Genomic DNA, 17,590 nt, shown 5'->3' on the forward strand with positions numbered 1-17,590 from the left:
GGTTAGCCTCCGCTTACGGGCGGTATAAGTACTATTTCGTCTGTTTCCTTTATTTCGGAGTGATCTTCCGCATATTCCTCATTTACAGCTATTCTGAGTGAGCTCAGTTTTTGAAAACTCGGATATTTTTCAATCAAAAAATCTTTTAAATCTTTGATTTTCGCATCAGACTCAAGTTCAAATTCGTGTGAAAACCCACCGAGGATTTCACGTGTAATTCCAAAACACAAAACGGTAACTTTCATTAGGTTTTAAAGGTATTTGGTAAGCAAAGTATAACTCACATATGCAATTAAAACGGCGGTTGCTTTTCTGATCATACTTTGATTAAACTTTACTGTGCCCAGATGGGTTCCTATTTGGCCGCCAACTGCCACAGCAACCATGAGTGCAAAAGCAAAACCCCAGTCCATCGAAAAGCCAGGCGTTTGAAACTGCCCCACGAGGCCAGATATAGAGTTTACTAAAATAAAAAAACTCGCCATGGCCGATATTTTCTGCGGCTTGTCCCAGTTGATGATATACAAAATCGGGGATAAGAAAATGCCGCCACCAATGCCAACCACACCGCTAATATATCCAATAAATGCCCCAATGACCAAGTTTAAAATTACATTATCGGAGTTGATGTTTTTAAAGTTGACTTTATTAATCAAATATGGCTGAAACCAAACCAATACCGCAGCGATTAATAAGGTAAAACCTAAAAGTATAAAAAAAGTGTTTTCAGAAAGTGGGGTTTTGCCTCCCAAATAGGCAAGCGGTACGCTTAGGGCTACCAAAGGCAGTGCTTTTTTGAAATCCAAAAATCCTTTTCTGTAATATTGAAAACTTCCGTTTGAAACCACCGTAAGGTTGCAAAGCAAGGCGGTGGCTCGTAAAAACTTAAATTCGAGGCCATACAGGGCCATAATGGCTAAATAGCTGGATCCGCCACCAAACCCTACAGAAGAATATAAAAGTGCAACTGTAAAAAAAAGCAGCAAAAGCGACCAGTTTTCTTGAATAAGGCTCATCGGTTTTTTGAAAAATTAAGGGTATGAAATATCGTAAAGCGAATATTGTTTCTGTCTACGTACGTAATGCCGTCTTTGGCTTGTTGGATCGACTTTAGAAAGCCAAGTTCTACAGTTAAGGGTTTAAATGCTTTATAAGCAGCGGCTAAATATAGTCGATTGGCATCGAATGTATTGTAAATGATGTTTTTTCCGGCATTAATAAAAAGCTCATCATGGGCTTTAAGAGCCCACTTGGGTGAGAGTGCGTAATTTACCGAAAATTGATATCTAAAACGCCAATTGAACATATACCCTTCAGAAAGCTCAATGCCGTTGTTTTTTCTGAAAAAACGCTGCTCAGACCTAAACCTTTGCTGCACCCGCCACTTAGAATTGAGCGTTTGTCTGATATAAAACTCTTGAAATGGACGCAGTTCAGGTACCCCAAGTCTGTAAGTGACATACGGGTTTGCAGGTTCGGTTTTGGCGTATGTAAAACCCAAAGATGCCTCTGTGGCAGAGGAGGTTTTGTAATGTAAATGTGTGTGTGCTATAAACTGGGCTTGTTTAAAATCTTCGATGAAAACTCGATTGTCTGCTTCGTTTACCCAAGAAACTTTTGGGCTCAACTGTGCAGTTACATGGTATCGGGTCCAAAGTAGATTTTGACCTTTTGATAACGTGTTTTTTTGAGCAAAAATAGTTAAACTTAAAAAGCTTAATATTAAAAGTAAGGCAACTGAATTCTTCAAATGGTTTATGAGGTTAAATCAACTTGCATGATAATTATTATTCTTCAAATAATGCTTTTTGAGGGTCAAAAAACTTTTTTTTATCTAGGGTTTTAGACAAAATTATTGGTTTAAATGAAGGTATTTGAATAATGAAAGTTTAACCACCAATGGTTGTCATGCTCTCGGTTACAAGGCTGCTTCTGTTGGCTTCTGCCTCAAAACCGTCTTTGGCTCGTTTTGAAATTGAGGCTTGAATAAATTGTTTTATTTCCTCGTCTGTTTTTTCCGCCCTTAGCAAGTCGCGGAGGTTCATTTTACCTTCATCATATAGGCAGGTTTTGAAGTCGCCAGTAGGTGTAATTCTGATACGATTACATGTGCCACAAAACGTACGGCTAAACGCGGCTATTACTCCTACATTTCCTTTAAAGTCATCTATTTGGTAATTATACGAAGTAGAGGTCGGCTCATTCTTAATTGCCTTCAATGAAGGATGACGCTCTTTTATTTTGTCTATAATTCGGGTATACGACAAAAAATATTCGGGCTTTATTCCTTCGCCATTAAAAGGCATTTCTTCTATAAAGCGAACCGATACAGGGTTTTCTTTGGCTAAATTTACAAGGTCAAAAATATCATCCTCGTTTTTTCCTGCCATCATCACAGCGTTAATTTTAAGCGGAATATCGTTTTTGAGTATCTCATCAAAAGTATGCAGCACATTGGGTAGTTCGTCTCTACGCGTCATTTCAAAAAAACGAGCACGGTCCAATGAATCGAGGCTAAGGTTTATAGAAGATATGCCAAGGTCCTTTAGTTCGTTTACATAAGGGGCTGTTAAAACGCCATTTGTGGTCAGGTTTATTTTTTCAATTCCAGGAGTTTCGGATATTTTCCAAAGGAATGGCATGAGGCCTTTTCTTACAAAGGGTTCGCCACCAGTTATTCGCACTTTTGATACGCCCATTTCGGCCATTAGTTTTATTAAGCGTAGCATTTCTTCATAGCTTAATAAATGGTTTTTGGGTAAAAACTCTATTCCCTCGTGGGGCATACAATAAAAACAACGCAGATTGCAACGGTCAGTAACCGCAAGCCTCAAATAGTTGATTGGCCTACCATGGTTGTCAATTAGCATACTTACTTTAAAATTAATTCCAGAAATATTTAATGTAAATTTAGTAAAAAGAAGGCAGAACGTTTAATTTGTGGGCAATTCAACCTAATTAAAAAATGAAAAAAATAATTATTCTCTTATTAGCATTCGCAAACTTCTCTGCTTTCGCTCAAAAACCACTTTTTGACTATCCATTTGGCTTTCAAGCCTACACGTTTCGCAATCATTTTCCGAAAGGGACCGAACAAACTTTAGACCTGATTCAGAAAATGGGTTTTACAGAGTTAGAGGGTGGCCCACAAAAAGGTCAGACTGCCGCAGAATTTAAGAAAATGTGTGACGATAGGGGAATTTCTATACCTTCTACCGGTTGTAGTTTTGAAGAATTAGAGAAAAATCCACAGGCAGTAGCCGATCAAGCGAAAGCTTTGGGTTCAAAATATGTGATGTGTGCTTGGATTCCTCACAATGGAAATAATTTTGATTTAGCGGATACCAAAAAAGCGGTGGAGGTCTTTAACAAAGCCGGTAAAGTATTGGCTGAAAACGGACTTATTTTTTGTTACCACGACCACGGGTATGAGTTTAGGACTCACGAAGATGGAACGTATATGGACTATTTAATCAAAAACACAGATCCGAAATATGTATCATTTGAAATGGATGTTTTGTGGACTATCCACGGTGGGGGAGCGGCTTCTCCTGAGCAATTGCTTAAAAAATATGGCAATCGTTGGAAACTAATGCACGTAAAAGATTTGAAAAAAGGAGTAGTAGGTGATAAGTCAGGCCACGAACCAGCTGAAAACGATGTGGTATTGGGAACGGGTCAAGCCGATTGGAAAAAAATATTGAAATTAGCCAAAAAAGCAGGCATTGAACATTATTTCATAGAAGACGAAAGCGAGAAAGAGTTAATTAATATTCCGCTTAGTTTGGCTTATTTGAGGTCATTGTAAAATAAAGCAATCGAAAAAGAGTGGAAAATGATCTTTTTCGATTGTCTTTTATGCCACTCATTAAAACTCCACCACGAACCCAATACTTGGGGTAACAATGCCACTTGCTTGGTCTAGTATTAATGGAATCGCATTTGAGCCGTTTTGCATAAGTGCTTTACCATCAGTGGTTGCAAAGCCCGTATTGTCGGCGTTTCTTTTAAATGTAAAATTTGGTATCGACTGATTTTTGGCACTTGTAATGTTTTGAATATCAAAGAATAAATCCAAAGACCAGTTTTTGTAATTCCATTTTTTATCGATACGTATATCTAGTTGACTGAAAGGCTTTAGTCGCTGCGTGTTCAATCTAGAATTGTCAAATATTCCGGTGCCCAGCGTCAAATAGTTTTGTTGAGAAGCCGCCAAGTCAAAAGGCGAATAAGGTGCACCACCTGCAAAACGATACTTAGCACCAAGCTCCCAGTTTTTACCGAATTTATAGCCATAAATAAACGAAAGCAAGTGTTTATAATCCCACGCAGAAGGCAATAACTCGGTGTTAACTCCGCCAAACTTACTTCTGACGTACGAGTACGAAAGTGTTACAAACTGTCTTTTGACAAGTTTCTGTTGCATAAAAAACTCAACGCCTACGCTTCGGCCCTTTCCGGCAGAAACCACCTTTTCGTTTCCTATCGCTCCAAAACCACCACCAAGGTTAGCCAAAGAGATGTTTTCGAAAACCGAAACGGGATAGTTGTTATATTCTTTAATGTATCCTTCTACTGTAAATCGTAAGTCGTTTTTGGGTAAAAACTCGATACCCGTTGCGTAGTGGAAATTATGAATGTAAGAATTGTCTTTGTTAGCAAAGGCTCCATTTTGGTCTTTGAAGCCTAACACGGTATAAATTGGGATTTTATAGTAGCTGCCCCAAGTTGCATTTAGTCGCCATTTGTCACCAAAAGGCACGGAAGCCGATATCCGAGGCGAAAGTGTTCTTAAAGGATTGTTTCCTGTGGTAGTAAACGAGTTCATATCAGTTCTGATTCCTGCTGAAAGGCTCATTTGGTTAGCAAAAGTCTTTCCTGCCTGAGCATAAAGGCCATATTTGAGAAAGCTTAGGTCTGTGTCAAAAGCTGTTTTTACTTGAGGCTGCGTCACATTTCCGTTGGCGTCTTTTAGTTCAGGTCTTATAATTGCGAAAAAATTATTGTTGTAAGTAACTTGCTGAAGCATTCCTCCATAACTGTAGCTAAATCCGTTTGCTGATTTTTTGATGTTTAGTCTCAGTTTGTTTTCTATTTCGTTAGACACACTCTGGAAATTTAACGTTTCTGGGTCTTTGATGGTGTTGTCTTCAAACTTCTCTAGCTCGTTATTAAAATGATTTCGACTTAAGCTAAGGCTCAAAAGGCCGTTGTTGAGGCGGTGTTTTAGCGTTGCACCTGCTGTGTAGTTCCACTGGCTGATGTAATTGTTTGATCTAAGGATGTACACACTTTCGGGGGTGGCGTCTTTGGGTACGGCAAATTTAAAAAGGTCTATGCCACTAAGTCCGATTATGTCTAAACTGGTTTTTTTGCCTAGTTTATGCGATATTTTGGTTTGAAAATCCCAATAGTCGGGTCGTATAGGTAAGTCTAAAAGAGTAAATAAAAACGCCAGATATGACCTTCTTGCCGACACCAAATAGGTGGTTTTGGGTCCTGCTGGCCCATCTAAAGTGGCCGCAAACTCCGATGCACTAAGACGTACATTGCCTTGGAGTTTTTCGCTGTTTCCTTCTTTTTGTTTGAATTCAAAAATACCTGAAAGAGAATTGTCAAATTTTGAATCGAAAGCAGAGGTCGATAGTTTAATGTCTTCTATAAATGAGATATTGATGATTCCTGCTGGCCCGCCTGCACTACCTTGAGTTGTAAAGTGGTTAAGAATCGGAATTTCAATGTTGTCTAGGTAATACACATTTTCGTTTGGTCCCCCACCTCTTAGTATAATATCGTTTCTGAATCCGCCGCCGCCCGTTGTTCCTGCTACGCCAGGTAGTGCTTGTACTACTTTTGAAACATCAAAGTTACCGCCTGGATTACTTCTTATCTCTTCTGAGGTTAGTGTTTGGACCGAAAGTGGCGTAATAACATCAGATGCCAGTGCCGATTTGGTTTTTGTTTGTGTTACAGAAACTTCGTCTAAGGTGGCAATATCAAGTGATAAACCGAAACTTACCGAAAGGGCATTGCCCGATGTAAGGGTTACGTTGTACTTTATTTGTTCTTTATAGCCTATGTAGGTGGCTTTTAGGTTGTAAACACCCACCGGAAGGTCTAACGAATACTTGCCGTCTATATCTACGGAGGTTAAATATTTTCCATCATTAGCCGATATTATGGCTCCGATTAAGGGCTCTTCTGTGTTTTTGTCTTTTACGGTTCCGTATATGGTTCCTTTGTTTTGGCCAAAACTAATGTTGGAAATTAATAAGCAAAGGAAGAGTATTTGTTTTCTCATATATAATTATTGTTGGCTCTGTAACAAATTTTATCAACAGTATGTTTTTGTGGTTTTTTGAAAATTTAAAAAGAATGCAGGTTAAAATCAAATTTAGCTTTAAAAAGGGAACTTCTATTGTGTTCAAAGAAACGATCGTTCTTCATTTGGGCAGATAGGTTAAAAGTTTTTATTAAATTCACATTTCTATTTTATTCAACCAAAAACAATAATAATGAAATCTTTAAGGATTCTTTCTCTGTGTGCTGCGACTCTTTTGTCAGCTACATTATTTTATTCATGTACGTCATCTTCTAAAACTCAGGAAAGTGCCTCGCCTGATATTAATATTTCTTTGGCACAGTGGTCATTGCATAAAAGTTTTTTTGGAAACACGCTCAATGGCGACTGGGCGGCATTTGGCAAAATGTTAATGGAAACACCTGATTCGTTGCTTAAAGGCACATTGCATCCAGACAACTTTCCTGAAATAGCGGCTTCTTATGGTGTAAATACTATTGAGCTAGTGAATACTTTTTATTTTAGTAAGGCCAAAGATATGGCGTATTGGGAAGCGTTTAAGGCAAAGTGTGACAAGGCAAATGTAAAGGTTGGTTTAATCATGTGCGACGCCTTGGGCGACCTTGGAGATGCAGATTCTGCTGCGAGAATGAAAGCGGTGGAGAATCACTACGACTGGGTAAAAATCGCGAAATATTTAGGAGCAAAATCGATTCGTGTAAATGCTGCAGGAAAAGGCACAGCGGAGGAAGTTGCCGTTCATGCAATAGATGGATTGTCAAAACTGGGAGCGTATGGAGCTCAAGAAGGAATTAATATCATAGTAGAAAATCACGGTGGTTTTTCTTCAAATGGAGCTTGGCTGTCGGGTGTGATGGCACAAGTTAAAATGGAAAATGTAGGTACGCTGCCTGACTTCGGCAACTTTTGCTTAGAGCGTGGACCAGATGGTTGCCTAAAAGAGTACGATAGATATAAAGGAATAGAAGAGTTAATGCCTTATGCAAAAGGAGTAAGTGCTAAAACATTTGATTTTGATAAAGACGGCAATGAAACCACCTTGGATTATCCGAAAATAATGGAAATCGTTAAAAAAGCGGGTTTTAAAGGAAACATCGGGATAGAGTATGAGGGAGAACGCCTTAGCGAAGACGAAGGAATTAAGGCAACTATGGCCTTGATACAGAAGATATTGAAAGCAGAAAAATAAGAAAATTGTAGAAAACAAAAAAGGCTTGGGAATCCCCGAGCCTTTTTTGTTATAATCCCTCTCTGCTGGTTATTCTTACCAGCTCGGCTGTATTGCTGAGGTTGGTTTTTTTAAGCATATTGGCTCTGTGGTTAGAGACTGTTCGTATGCTTAGGTCTAGCTCTTCAGCTATTTCTTGGCTGCTTTTGCCATCGGCAATCATTTTAAGAATCTGCGTTTCTTTTTTTGACAACATATCCAAAACACTTGTTTGGCTAGTTTGGCCTCCGCTTGGTTTTTTAGTTTTGGTTTGTAAGGCTTGCACCAAAATAGCCGAGACCGCAGGCGGGAAATACTTTTCGCCGTGGTAAACTATATCAATGGCATTTAGGATTTCTTCTCGATCAGAATCTTTTAATAAATAACCATCCACGCCATTTTCTATGCTGTTTAGTATGTAATCGGCATCACTATGCATTGAGAATACCAAAATCTTGGTTTTCGAATGTTTCTTTTTTATATGCTTTGCCGTTTCCATTCCTGACATTTCAGGCATGTTTAGGTCGAGCATTACCAAGTCTACTTCCTGAGTTTCTAAAAAAGCCAACCCCTCTTTTCCTCCCGATACATCACCCACAACTTCGATGTTTTCTTCGTCTTCTAATAGCGAAATAAGCCCTTTGCGAACTATAGCGTGGTCGTCTACCAATAATATTTTTATTTTTTTCATTTCTATCAAGATTCAAGCGGCAATTTAATGAAAATATTGGTTCCTTCGTTTAGGTTAGATATAACCTTGAAGGTTCCGTGCAATAGTTTTGTGCGAGTTTTCATATTCGCTACGCCATTATGTATCAAAGACTGCTCTTTTATTTTTTCAGGGTCAAAACCTTTGCCGTCATCCGATAATTCTACATAAACTAAGCCCGCTTTGGTTAAAACATTAATACTAAAAACTTTTGCTTCGGCATGTTTAAGTGTATTGTTTAAAGCTTCTTGAATTATCCTATAAATCCCAATTTCAAGTTTATTAGGTAGCCTGCCTGACGAAAATTCATAGTTGACGACAATACTGCTGTTTTTTTCGGTCTGAGCTTTCAAAATTTTTAAAACAGACTCAAGGCCATAGTCTTTTAGTACAGATGGCATTAGGTTAAACGAAACTCCTCGGGTGGCTTCTATAGTATCTTTTATTTGTGCCAATAAATCAGTTTGGCGAATAGCGAACTTAGGGTTGTTTGGGTCCATACTCGCTAGTTTTTCGGCCGAAAGTTTTATGCCAGTTAGCATTTGGCCCACACCATCGTGCATTTCTTGCGAAAGGCGTTTTCGCTCCTCTTCTTGGCCTTCTAAAAGCGAGGCATTTCTAATGTTTTCTTCCTTCAATTTAGATTCGTATTTTTCTTTGGAAGCCTCTTCTAGTTGTTTTTGAGTTTCCAAAAGCATCTTATTGGAGTATCTCAGTTGGGTATTAGTTTCTGTAAGCTTTTTCTCAGATTTGGTTAAATGAAAGATTACCTGTTTGACATACTCTACCAAAGGTCCAAAAATCATGAGTGCTTCCACAAACAAAGTTCCAAGGGTTAAAAACCCCAAAATAAGCTCATAGGATTTTACTGTATTTACACGCTTGGTGGCTTCTTTGTCATAGGTGGTTACTATTTTATCCATCCATGACAAGTACGGACCTTCGTTTTCAAGTATTTTTGAAATTATCTCCGAGGTCGGTTTGTTTTTTATACAAGACCTAAAAAGTGCATGTAGATTTTGGAAATAAGGGTTAATATTAGAAAAGTAAGACAAAATTACCTGACTGTTTGTGACATTGTATTTACGAGGTTTGGTTATGTTGTCTTTTTGTAGGTTGTTATGTACTTGTTCCCATTCTTCAAAAGAGGATTTTAGCTTTACTAAGCTTGAGTCATATAGCGGGGTTCCAATTTGCTGGTCTTTTAGTACCAATGCTATCTTTGTCATTTTCTGACTAAGCATTCTTTGCCTACCAGCAATATTAATTATGTGGGAGTCGTCTTGTGAGGTAGACAGGGTGTTATGAACCAAAAACTGCCCGAATACAGTCAATATGGCCACTATTGACAAGGCCATTATATATTGTACCGATAGTCTTTGGGCTACGGTTTTATCTAAATTTTCCAAAACGTTGTTGTTTTAGTTAACGAATTTCAAATTTAGAATAAAATGCATGCTAAACCCCTATCTACCTATATATTTTTGCAGAATTGTGATTTAAATCATAGCCAAAAACACACTCTCCCCTTCTACTTTTACAGGGTAGGTTTTTATTTGGTAATCGTCGCCTGAAAGGCAAGCTCCCGACTTTAATGAAAATGTCTTTTTATGAAATGGGCACGCTACTTTTGGTTCATCTCCAGCTGAGCCAATCATGCCTCTCGACAAAGCCATTTGTTGCTTATGTGGACAAAGGTTTTGGGTTGCATACCATTCGTTTCGTTTCTTAAAGTTATAGATTGCAATTTGTTCTCCATTTATCAATACACAAGCCCCTCCGTTTTCAGGGATATCGTCTTTTTTACAAGCCAAAGTCCAATTTAATGAGTCTGTGATAGTTTCGCTTGAGCTTATTGTTAATTCTTCCATTTTTCCTTTGGTTTAATATTCTTTATTATTTCAAAACAGCATTCCAGTCTTGTGCCTTTATTTGGTCACGAAGCGGTTCAAATGCTATCGTTGGATCTTTTTCTTCAGGAGCATTTACAAAGTGTACAAATCGCTTTCTGATTTCGGGTGTTTCAACGGCCTCTTTCCATTCACATTTATATGCTCCCACTAGGGTATCCATTTCGGCTTCCCAAAGGGCATTTTGCCCAAGTGCATCGTCTAGCACCACAGATTTTAGATACGCCAATCCACCTTCCATTTTGTCTAACCAAGGAGCCGTTCTTTGGAGTGGCTCAGCGGTTTTAATATAAAACATTAAGAAACGGTCAATGAGCTTTATACACATTTCTGAACTAACGTCAGTAGCTATTAATTCGGCGTGGCGAGGTTTAGACCCTCCATTGCCACACACGTATAGGTTCCACCCCTTTTCGGTGGCTATTATCCCGAAGTCTTTACTTTGTGCTTCTGCACACTCTCTAATACAACCCGAAACTGCCGACTTTAACTTGTGTGGAGAACGTAGGCCTTTGTATCTATTTTCTACCTCTATGGCAAAACTAACGGCGTCTTGCACACCGAATCGGCACCAGGTTGTTCCTACGCATGACTTGACCGTACGGAGCGATTTTCCGTATGCATGACCACTTTCAAAACCAGCGGCTATTAACTCCTCCCAAATATTGGGCAGGTCGCCGACATGTGCACCAAATAGGTCGATTCTTTGTCCACCCGTAATTTTAGTGTACAGGCCATATTTTTTTGCAACTTCGCCTATAACTATAAGTTTGTCAGGTGTGATTTCGCCACCAGGAATTCGTGGAACAACGGAATAAGTACCTCCTCGCTGGATATTTGCCAGAAATCGATCGTTTGAATCTTGTGCTGTGTCTTTCCCTTTTGTAAGTATGTTGTCATTCCATAAACTCGCCAATATAGAAGATACCGCTGGCTTGCAGGTTTCGCATCCGTCGCCATGTCCGAAAGTATCTAAAACTTCATCGTAGGTTTTGAGGGCATTTATTTTTACCAAATCAAGTATTTCCTGACGGGTATATTTAAAGTGCTCACAAATTTCATTTCTAACCACCATGCCTTGGCTTTTCATAATGCCTTGGAGCAGGTCTTTTACCAGTGGTGTACATCCACCGCAGCCGGTACATGCTTTGGTCGATTTTTTTAATAGATCTACTGTATTATTTCCGTTTTCTATTACTTCACGGCAAAGGTCGCCTTTAGTTACAGCCTCGCATGAACAGATTAAGGCTTCGTCAGGAAGTGACATTACGCCTGAGCTTTCTGAGCCCTCTCCACCTCTTGACCCCAATATTAAGTCCTCCGGGTTTTCAGGAATCGGGAGCTTGTTGTTGGTGGTTTGCAAAAGCATATTGTATTGTTCAGCATCTCCTATTAATATACCTCCTAGGAGTAGTTTTTTGTCGTTACTGATATTTATACGTTTATAAATGCCCTTGCTTTTGTTTTCATAAATAATAGTCTGGCAGTCGGGCTCTTCCACAAATGCATTTCCAAAACTCGCTACATCTACACCTATAAGCTTAAGCTTTGTAGACATATCAAAACCCGTAAACAGTTTAGATTCTTTACCTACTAATTGAGCTGCCACTATATCGGCCATTTCATAACCGGGAGCCACTAAACCATAGATCATGTGCTCGTGAAGTGCACATTCACCTATTGCATATATATTTGGGTCAGATGTTTGAAGGTTGTCATTTACCAGTATCCCGCCCCTTGAACCTACTTCTAGGCCTGCTATTTTGGCTAGTTCGTCACGGGGCTTTATTCCCGCGGAAATAACCAACATGTCAACTATAAGTTTTTCACCATCAGCAAAAGACATGCCTTCTATGGCGTCTCCACCGGTTATCTCTTGTGTGTTTTTGTTGCAGTGAATTTGTATGCCAAGCTCTCCAAGTTTTGTCTTAAGAATATCGGACCCAGATTGATCAATTTGTCTGGGCATTAACCTAGGAGCAAACTCTATTACATGCGTCTCTTTAATACCAAGGTCTAAAAGGGCTTTGGCCGCCTCGAGGCCTAATAAACCACCGCCAATTACGGCCCCTACGCTGGCTTTGGCAGCGTGTGATTTCATCATATCGAGATCTTCGATTGTTCTATATACAAAAACACCGTCTTTTTCTACTCCCGCTATGGCAGGTACAAAAGGGGCAGACCCGGTTGCAAATATTAGGTAGTCGTAGTTTACTTTTAGTCCACTGTGGGTACTCAAAGTTTTTGATTCAGGGTGAACATCCGTTACAGGGTCGCTTAGGTGTAGCGTTATTTCATTTTCCGCATACCAGCTCAAGGGAGCCATCGTAAGTTCTTCAATGGTTTTTTCACCAAAATATGCACTCAGATGCACACGGTCATATGCAGGCCTTGGCTCTTCGCCAAAAACCACAATTTCAAACTGACTGTTTCCTCCTTTTGCTACCAATTTTTCGCAAAACTTGTAGCCAACCATTCCATTTCCTATTACAACTACCCTTTGTTTCATTTCGATATGATTTAAATACTTAATTCATTTTAAAAAATCATTAATTGTACTATTTGTATACTTAGTATAAAAATGAGTAATAAGTGCAATTCAAAACTATGTATTTTTTTTTAATTCTAAATTTTTATATTAGAATTGTAGTGTATTTAACAGTTATTTACTTAAAAAGTACAATTTTTTATTCAGAAAATATTTTTTTGTAGTCTTGAGTAGTCAATATTTTTATAATTTTAAAAATAAGTATATATGCTTAGTAATGTTTATCCCAAAATCACTTTAGTAGGTGCAGGTCCAGGAGACGAAGATCTTATTACAGTAAAAGGAGCAAAAGCTTTGGCTTCGGCAGATGTTGTTTTGTACGATGCCTTGGCAAACAAAAACCTTCTAAACTACACAAGCCCACATTGCGTGCATATATATGTAGGAAAGAGATTTGATAACCACAGTTTGCCTCAAGAGGAAATAAATCAGTTGCTAGTTAATAGTGCAAAAAAATACGGACATGCTGTTAGATTAAAAGGAGGAGATCCAATAGTGTTTGGAAGGGCTACCGAAGAAATGGTTTTTGCGGAAGCAAACGGTATAGAGACCGAAGTAGTATCGGGTATTTCGAGCTGTATTTCAGTGCCTACGGCTATGGGAATTCCTGTAACTAAAAGAGGTATGGCAGATAGCTTTTGGGTAATGACTGGGCACACAAAAGCCAAGCAACTCCCTAAGGATATTAATCTCGCTGCCCAGTCAAACGCTACTATTGTGATATTGATGGGACTAAATAAGATTTCAGAAATCACGTCTATTTTCACTAGTTATGGCAAAAAAGACACACCCATAGCTATAATTCAAAACGGCACATGTCACAACGAAAAGTTTTTGGTCGGAAAGGTTTCTAATATAGAGTCAAAAATTAAAAAAGAACATCAAAAGCAGCCTTCTGTAATAGTAATAGGAGAGGTAGTGAGTTTAAATAAGTCCTATATTTTAGAATACGGTAGAGGTATTTTGGTAGAAGAACTATTGGGCGAAGAGGTTTTAGTTAAGTAAAAAAAATTGAAGGGTTATGTTAAATTCAATAAGGGAGTTTCGTGGATACTCTGGCTTTGCTAAATGAACATACTTGAATAGTTACGTACATTTAAATGATAGCTTAAATCAAGGTCTTAAGGAAATTCGAGTTTACGGAAATATGATTTTTTCTACAAAAATTAAAAAAAAGAAAAGATTAAAAGTTTCAAAAGTTAATTATATCAATTCTTTAATTGAGTATTAATACTCATTTGTATATTTGAGTATAAATTTTCTTTTTAGGTTTATAAATAGTGATTTAGTATACGAATTTCAGTTATTGAAAATGCAGTATTGAATCCAAAATATTTGATTTATGACGAATAAAAATACATATAAATCAACGTGTTGCTACTGCGGAGTTGGTTGCGGCACCATAGTGACCGTTCAGGATTCTGGCAGTGTAACTGTAGCGGGAGATCCGGAGCATCCGGTAAACAGAGGTATGCTTTGCTCAAAAGGCATGAATTTGCAATACACCGTTAACGACACTTCAGATAGGCTTTTGACTCCGCAAATGCGGCTTAACCGAAATATGCCGCTACAGGATGTAAGCTGGGATACCGCTTTGGAGCGAACGGCTAAAATATTTAAGACTTTTATTGAAAAATATGGTCCTGACTCTGTTGGTTTTTATGTTTCAGGTCAATGCCTTACGGAAGAGTATTACCTGTGGAATAAGTTAATGAAGGGCTTTATAGGTTCCAATAATATAGATACCAACTCAAGGCTTTGCATGTCTTCGGCGGTGGTGGGTTATAAAATGAGCCTTGGGGAAGATGTAGTGCCAGTTTGTTATGACGACATCGAGCTATCGGATGTGATTTTGGTGGAAGGTGGAAATCCGGCTTGGTGTCACCCAATCATTTGGAGAAGAGTGGAGGCCCACAAAGAAAGAAATCCTGATGTAAAGATAATTGTGGTAGATCCCAGAAAAACCCAAACGGTTAATTCGTGTGACTTGCATTTAGATATTTTTCCGGGGACAGACGTGTATTTAAACTACGCTTTGGGCAGAATTTTGATTGAAAAAAATGCCATTGACCCAGAATTTATAGCCAATCATACAGACGGCTTTGAGATATATAAAGAAAAAGTGTTTAGCTGGACGCTAGATGAATATGCCGATACTTGCAAAATAGAAGTTGAGAAAATTGAGTTAGCGGCCGAATGGATTGCTAAGTCGAAAGGCTTTTTGAGTATGTGGACCATGGGGCTCAATCAGTCGGTGATAGGCGTGAGCAAAAATCTTTCGCTTATAAATCTTTCTTTGATTACCGGAAAAATCGGAAAGCCTGGCAATGGGCCATTCTCGCTTACGGGCCAGCCCAATGCCATGGGAGGAAGAGAAGTTGGCGGGCTTTCGAACATGCTTGCTTCACACCGAAGCTTAGAAAACCCAGTGCATAGAGCCGAAATGAAGACCTTTTGGGGTGGGGGAGAAATCTCGGATAGGCCAGGGCTAACCGCCACAGAAATGTTTAAGGCACTAGAAAGCGGGTCTCTAAAAGCTATTTGGATTATTTGTACCAATCCTGCGGTGAGTTTACCTGACCTTAATATGGTAGAAGAAGGGCTTAAAAAAGCCAAACTAGTGGTAGTGCAGGATATTTCTTCAAAATCTGATACCGTAAAGTTTGCCGACATAGTGCTACCCGCAGCCGCTTGGGCCGAAAAAGAAGGTACTATGACCAATGCTGAGCGTAGGATTTCACTATTAGAAAAAGCAATACCCGCTCCTGGTCAGTGTCTGCCTGACGTAGAAATCATTTGCAAGTTTGCTGATAAAATGGGCTTTGGAGATTCGTTTAATTATGCTTCAACTCAAGATATTTATGCCGAATACGCCACTACCACCGAAGGTACTAACATTGATGTAACGGGAGTTTCTTACAAATCATTGAAAGAAAAAGGAACTATTCAGTGGCCGGCAACTAAAAAGTCTGAAAACAAAGGAACCGCCAGAATCTTTGAAGACAACGCGTTTTTTACCCCAAATAAAAAAGCTCAGATTAAGGTTTTGAATGAAAAAAATGATTCAGAATCTACTTCAGAAGATTTCCCTTTGGTTTTATTGACCGGTCGAATTAGGGACCAATGGCACACCATGACCAAAACCAGTAAGGTCAATAAGCTAAATCAGCATATCGGGAAACCATTTGTGGATATGCATCTGCAAGATGCTGCAAATAGAAATCTTAAAGCGGGAGATATTGTAAAAATTAAAAATAAGCGGGGAGAGGTGCAAGTTACCCTTAATATTTCTGAAGACATAAAGCCAGGCACTTGCTTTATGGCCATGCACTGGGGCAAAATACTGAATAGCACGTTTGGACGAGCAAATAACTTAACCAATAATTTGATTGATCCGATATCAAAAGAGCCCGACTTCAAATACGCAGCAGTGGAAGTTAGTAGGTTTTATAAGAAACCCGAGAAAGTTATAGTAATAGGTGCAGGCTCGGCGGGTTTAGGTTTTATAAATGCATACCGAAAGTTTAATCAAACTGACGATATCGAGGTTTTTAGTAAAGAAATATATCCGTTTTATAACCGGGTTATGCTGCCAGACTACGTAAGTGGTACCCAAACTTGGGAGCAGTTGGTTAAACTCCGTGAAGAAGAGTTTGAAAAACAAAATATCGTAGTTCACAAAGGAGTAAGCATTTTGAATATTGACCGCGAACACAAAATTCTAACCGACTCAAAAGGTAGGGAACACCACTACGACAAGCTGTTTTTGGGTATGGGCAGCCAAGCGTTTATGCCTAGGAACTTCCCTAAGATGGACGGAATATTTAACATGCGTAGCAGGTTTGATGCCGACTCTTTGGCTCCTTTTTTAAAGAAAAATGGACACGCAATTGTAGTAGGAGGAGGTCTTTTGGGTTTAGAAATGGCCGCTTCTTTGGTAGAAATAAATGTAAAAGTTTCCGTTATTCAGCGTATTGGTAGATTAATGGATAGGCAGTTGGACCAACTGGGAAGTTCGATATTACATGAAGAAATTATTCACAAAGGAATCGATATCTACTACAATGACGAAGTAGAGCAGTTTTTGGGAACAAATAAAATAGAAGGCATTCGTCTAAAATCAGGCAGAAAAATCATGTGTGACGTGATTTTGGTTGCAGCCGGCACTGTCCCGAGTATAGACATTGCCCGTCAGTCTGGGCTAGATTGTAACCGAGGCATAATTGTCAATGACTATATGCAAACTTCAGATCCGGATATTTTTGCCTGCGGCGAAATAGCTGAATGGCGAAACCAAATGTGGGGCATAACTGCAGCTGCGGAACAACAAGCCGAAGTGGTTTCTAACTTTTTGTTAGGAGACCTAGCGGCTTCTTACAGAGGTAGTCTTTCTATGAATATCCTTAAAATGCACGGTGTGGAAATCTGCTCTTTGGGGGAGGTGGAAATTCCGAAAGACGATAAAGGCTATGAGGAAATAATATTTTTGGATAAGTCTAAAAAGTATTATAAAAAGTGTGTCATCAAAGACGACAGGCTGGTAGGGGCCATTTTGATGGGTGACAAGTCGGAGTTTTTAGAGTTTAAAGATTTGATTTTTAACGGAATTGAGCTTTCTGAAAAACGGCTAAAATTACTTAGGTCGGGTCAAAAACAAGAGCCTGTTTTGGGCAAACTTGTTTGCTCATGTAACAATGTAGGCGAGCAAAACCTGTGCAATGCCATCGACTCGGGCTTTGACTCTTTTGAATCACTATGTAATAAAACCGGAGCCGGAACGGGTTGTGGGTCTTGTAAACCCGAGGTTAAACATATTTTAGACAAACAATTAGAGAAAAACCTTCAAGTGGCTTTGTAAAGCAAGTACTGGAATTTGAACGAATTTTAAAGAAAA

General features: G+C 38.9%; 13 protein-coding genes. 4 read left to right on the forward strand and 9 right to left on the reverse strand.

Annotated features, from left to right (window positions below):
• Positions 1 to 2 precede the first annotated feature (2 nt).
• The 4 genes from ACFOOI_RS14945 to moaA form a co-directional block, all read right to left on the reverse strand.
• Positions 3 to 245: a MoaD/ThiS family protein gene (locus ACFOOI_RS14945; RefSeq protein WP_379838812.1), complete on the reverse strand. Its 243-nt coding sequence runs from the start codon at positions 243 to 245 to the stop codon at positions 3 to 5.
• Positions 246 to 251: 6 nt separating this feature from the next.
• Entirely contained in the window at positions 252 to 1,016 is a 765-nt protein-coding gene (locus ACFOOI_RS14950) for a sulfite exporter TauE/SafE family protein (RefSeq protein ID WP_379838813.1), read from the reverse strand.
• Positions 1,013 to 1,750, reverse strand: coding sequence for a DUF2490 domain-containing protein (locus ACFOOI_RS14955; protein ID WP_379838814.1), 738 nt, complete (start codon positions 1,748 to 1,750; stop codon positions 1,013 to 1,015). The genes ACFOOI_RS14950 and ACFOOI_RS14955 overlap by 4 nt, the downstream gene beginning before the upstream one ends.
• A gap of 139 nt (positions 1,751 to 1,889) precedes the next feature.
• Complete coding sequence (gene moaA / locus ACFOOI_RS14960) at positions 1,890 to 2,870, reverse strand: GTP 3',8-cyclase MoaA (protein ID WP_379838816.1); 981 nt, start codon at positions 2,868 to 2,870, stop codon at positions 1,890 to 1,892.
• A gap of 95 nt (positions 2,871 to 2,965) precedes the next feature.
• On the opposite strand from moaA, the gene ACFOOI_RS14965 reads away from it, so the two are divergent.
• A complete protein-coding gene (locus tag ACFOOI_RS14965; RefSeq protein ID WP_379838817.1) occupies positions 2,966 to 3,808 on the forward strand; it encodes a sugar phosphate isomerase/epimerase family protein in 843 nt (280 codons plus the stop codon).
• A gap of 60 nt (positions 3,809 to 3,868) precedes the next feature.
• Here the strand turns inward: ACFOOI_RS14965 and ACFOOI_RS14970 are convergent, their stop codons facing one another.
• Positions 3,869 to 6,301 carry a TonB-dependent receptor gene (locus ACFOOI_RS14970; RefSeq protein WP_379838819.1) on the reverse strand — a complete coding sequence of 811 codons (2,433 nt, stop codon included), beginning with the start codon at positions 6,299 to 6,301 and terminating at the stop codon, positions 3,869 to 3,871.
• A gap of 214 nt (positions 6,302 to 6,515) precedes the next feature.
• On the opposite strand from ACFOOI_RS14970, the gene ACFOOI_RS14975 reads away from it, so the two are divergent.
• On the forward strand, positions 6,516 to 7,511 hold the full coding sequence (locus ACFOOI_RS14975; protein ID WP_379838820.1) for a sugar phosphate isomerase/epimerase family protein: 996 nt from the start codon (positions 6,516 to 6,518) through the stop codon (positions 7,509 to 7,511).
• Positions 7,512 to 7,560: 49 nt separating this feature from the next.
• Here the strand turns inward: ACFOOI_RS14975 and ACFOOI_RS14980 are convergent, their stop codons facing one another.
• The 4 genes from ACFOOI_RS14980 to nirB form a co-directional block, all read right to left on the reverse strand.
• The gene (locus ACFOOI_RS14980; RefSeq protein WP_379838821.1) at positions 7,561 to 8,220 is read right to left on the reverse strand and encodes a response regulator; all 660 of its coding nucleotides are present in this window, start codon (positions 8,218 to 8,220) and stop codon (positions 7,561 to 7,563) included.
• Between the two features lie 5 nt (positions 8,221 to 8,225).
• Positions 8,226 to 9,647, reverse strand: a complete 1,422-nt coding sequence (locus ACFOOI_RS14985) for an ATP-binding protein (RefSeq protein ID WP_379838822.1) — start codon at positions 9,645 to 9,647, stop codon at positions 8,226 to 8,228.
• A gap of 90 nt (positions 9,648 to 9,737) precedes the next feature.
• Positions 9,738 to 10,109 carry a nitrite reductase small subunit NirD gene (nirD, locus tag ACFOOI_RS14990; RefSeq protein WP_379838823.1) on the reverse strand — a complete coding sequence of 124 codons (372 nt, stop codon included), beginning with the start codon at positions 10,107 to 10,109 and terminating at the stop codon, positions 9,738 to 9,740.
• A 25-nt stretch (positions 10,110 to 10,134) separates the two neighbouring features.
• The gene (gene nirB, locus ACFOOI_RS14995; RefSeq protein ID WP_379838825.1) at positions 10,135 to 12,657 is read right to left on the reverse strand and encodes a nitrite reductase large subunit NirB; all 2,523 of its coding nucleotides are present in this window, start codon (positions 12,655 to 12,657) and stop codon (positions 10,135 to 10,137) included.
• A 246-nt stretch (positions 12,658 to 12,903) separates the two neighbouring features.
• On the opposite strand from nirB, the gene cobA reads away from it, so the two are divergent.
• Both cobA and ACFOOI_RS15005 read left to right on the forward strand, forming a co-directional pair.
• Complete coding sequence (cobA, locus tag ACFOOI_RS15000; protein WP_379838826.1) at positions 12,904 to 13,701, forward strand: uroporphyrinogen-III C-methyltransferase; 798 nt, start codon at positions 12,904 to 12,906, stop codon at positions 13,699 to 13,701.
• Positions 13,702 to 14,038: 337 nt separating this feature from the next.
• Positions 14,039 to 17,554, forward strand: coding sequence for a molybdopterin-dependent oxidoreductase (locus ACFOOI_RS15005; protein WP_379838827.1), 3,516 nt, complete (start codon positions 14,039 to 14,041; stop codon positions 17,552 to 17,554).
• Positions 17,555 to 17,590: the final 36 nt, after the last annotated feature.

This window comes from Lacihabitans lacunae (assembly GCF_042649125.1).
Classification (GTDB): Bacteria; Bacteroidota; Bacteroidia; order Cytophagales; family Spirosomataceae; genus Leadbetterella; species Leadbetterella lacunae.

What these genes read in the sequence shown, in the direction of transcription:
- ACFOOI_RS14945 (WP_379838812.1), bottom strand. Translation starts at nt 245, where the DNA reads ATGAAAGTTACCGTTTTGTGTTTTGGAATTACACGTGAAATCCTCGGT.
- ACFOOI_RS14950 (WP_379838813.1), bottom strand. Translation starts at nt 1,016, where the DNA reads ATGAGCCTTATTCAAGAAAACTGGTCGCTTTTGCTGCTTTTTTTTACA.
- moaA (WP_379838816.1), bottom strand. Translation starts at nt 2,870, where the DNA reads ATGCTAATTGACAACCATGGTAGGCCAATCAACTATTTGAGGCTTGCG.
- ACFOOI_RS14965 (WP_379838817.1), top strand. Translation starts at nt 2,966, where the DNA reads ATGAAAAAAATAATTATTCTCTTATTAGCATTCGCAAACTTCTCTGCT.
- ACFOOI_RS14970 (WP_379838819.1), bottom strand. Translation starts at nt 6,301, where the DNA reads ATGAGAAAACAAATACTCTTCCTTTGCTTATTAATTTCCAACATTAGT.
- ACFOOI_RS14975 (WP_379838820.1), top strand. Translation starts at nt 6,516, where the DNA reads ATGAAATCTTTAAGGATTCTTTCTCTGTGTGCTGCGACTCTTTTGTCA.
- ACFOOI_RS14980 (WP_379838821.1), bottom strand. Translation starts at nt 8,220, where the DNA reads ATGAAAAAAATAAAAATATTATTGGTAGACGACCACGCTATAGTTCGC.
- nirD (WP_379838823.1), bottom strand. Translation starts at nt 10,109, where the DNA reads ATGGAAGAATTAACAATAAGCTCAAGCGAAACTATCACAGACTCATTA.
- nirB (WP_379838825.1), bottom strand. Translation starts at nt 12,657, where the DNA reads ATGAAACAAAGGGTAGTTGTAATAGGAAATGGAATGGTTGGCTACAAG.
- cobA (WP_379838826.1), top strand. Translation starts at nt 12,904, where the DNA reads ATGCTTAGTAATGTTTATCCCAAAATCACTTTAGTAGGTGCAGGTCCA.
- ACFOOI_RS15005 (WP_379838827.1), top strand. Translation starts at nt 14,039, where the DNA reads ATGACGAATAAAAATACATATAAATCAACGTGTTGCTACTGCGGAGTT.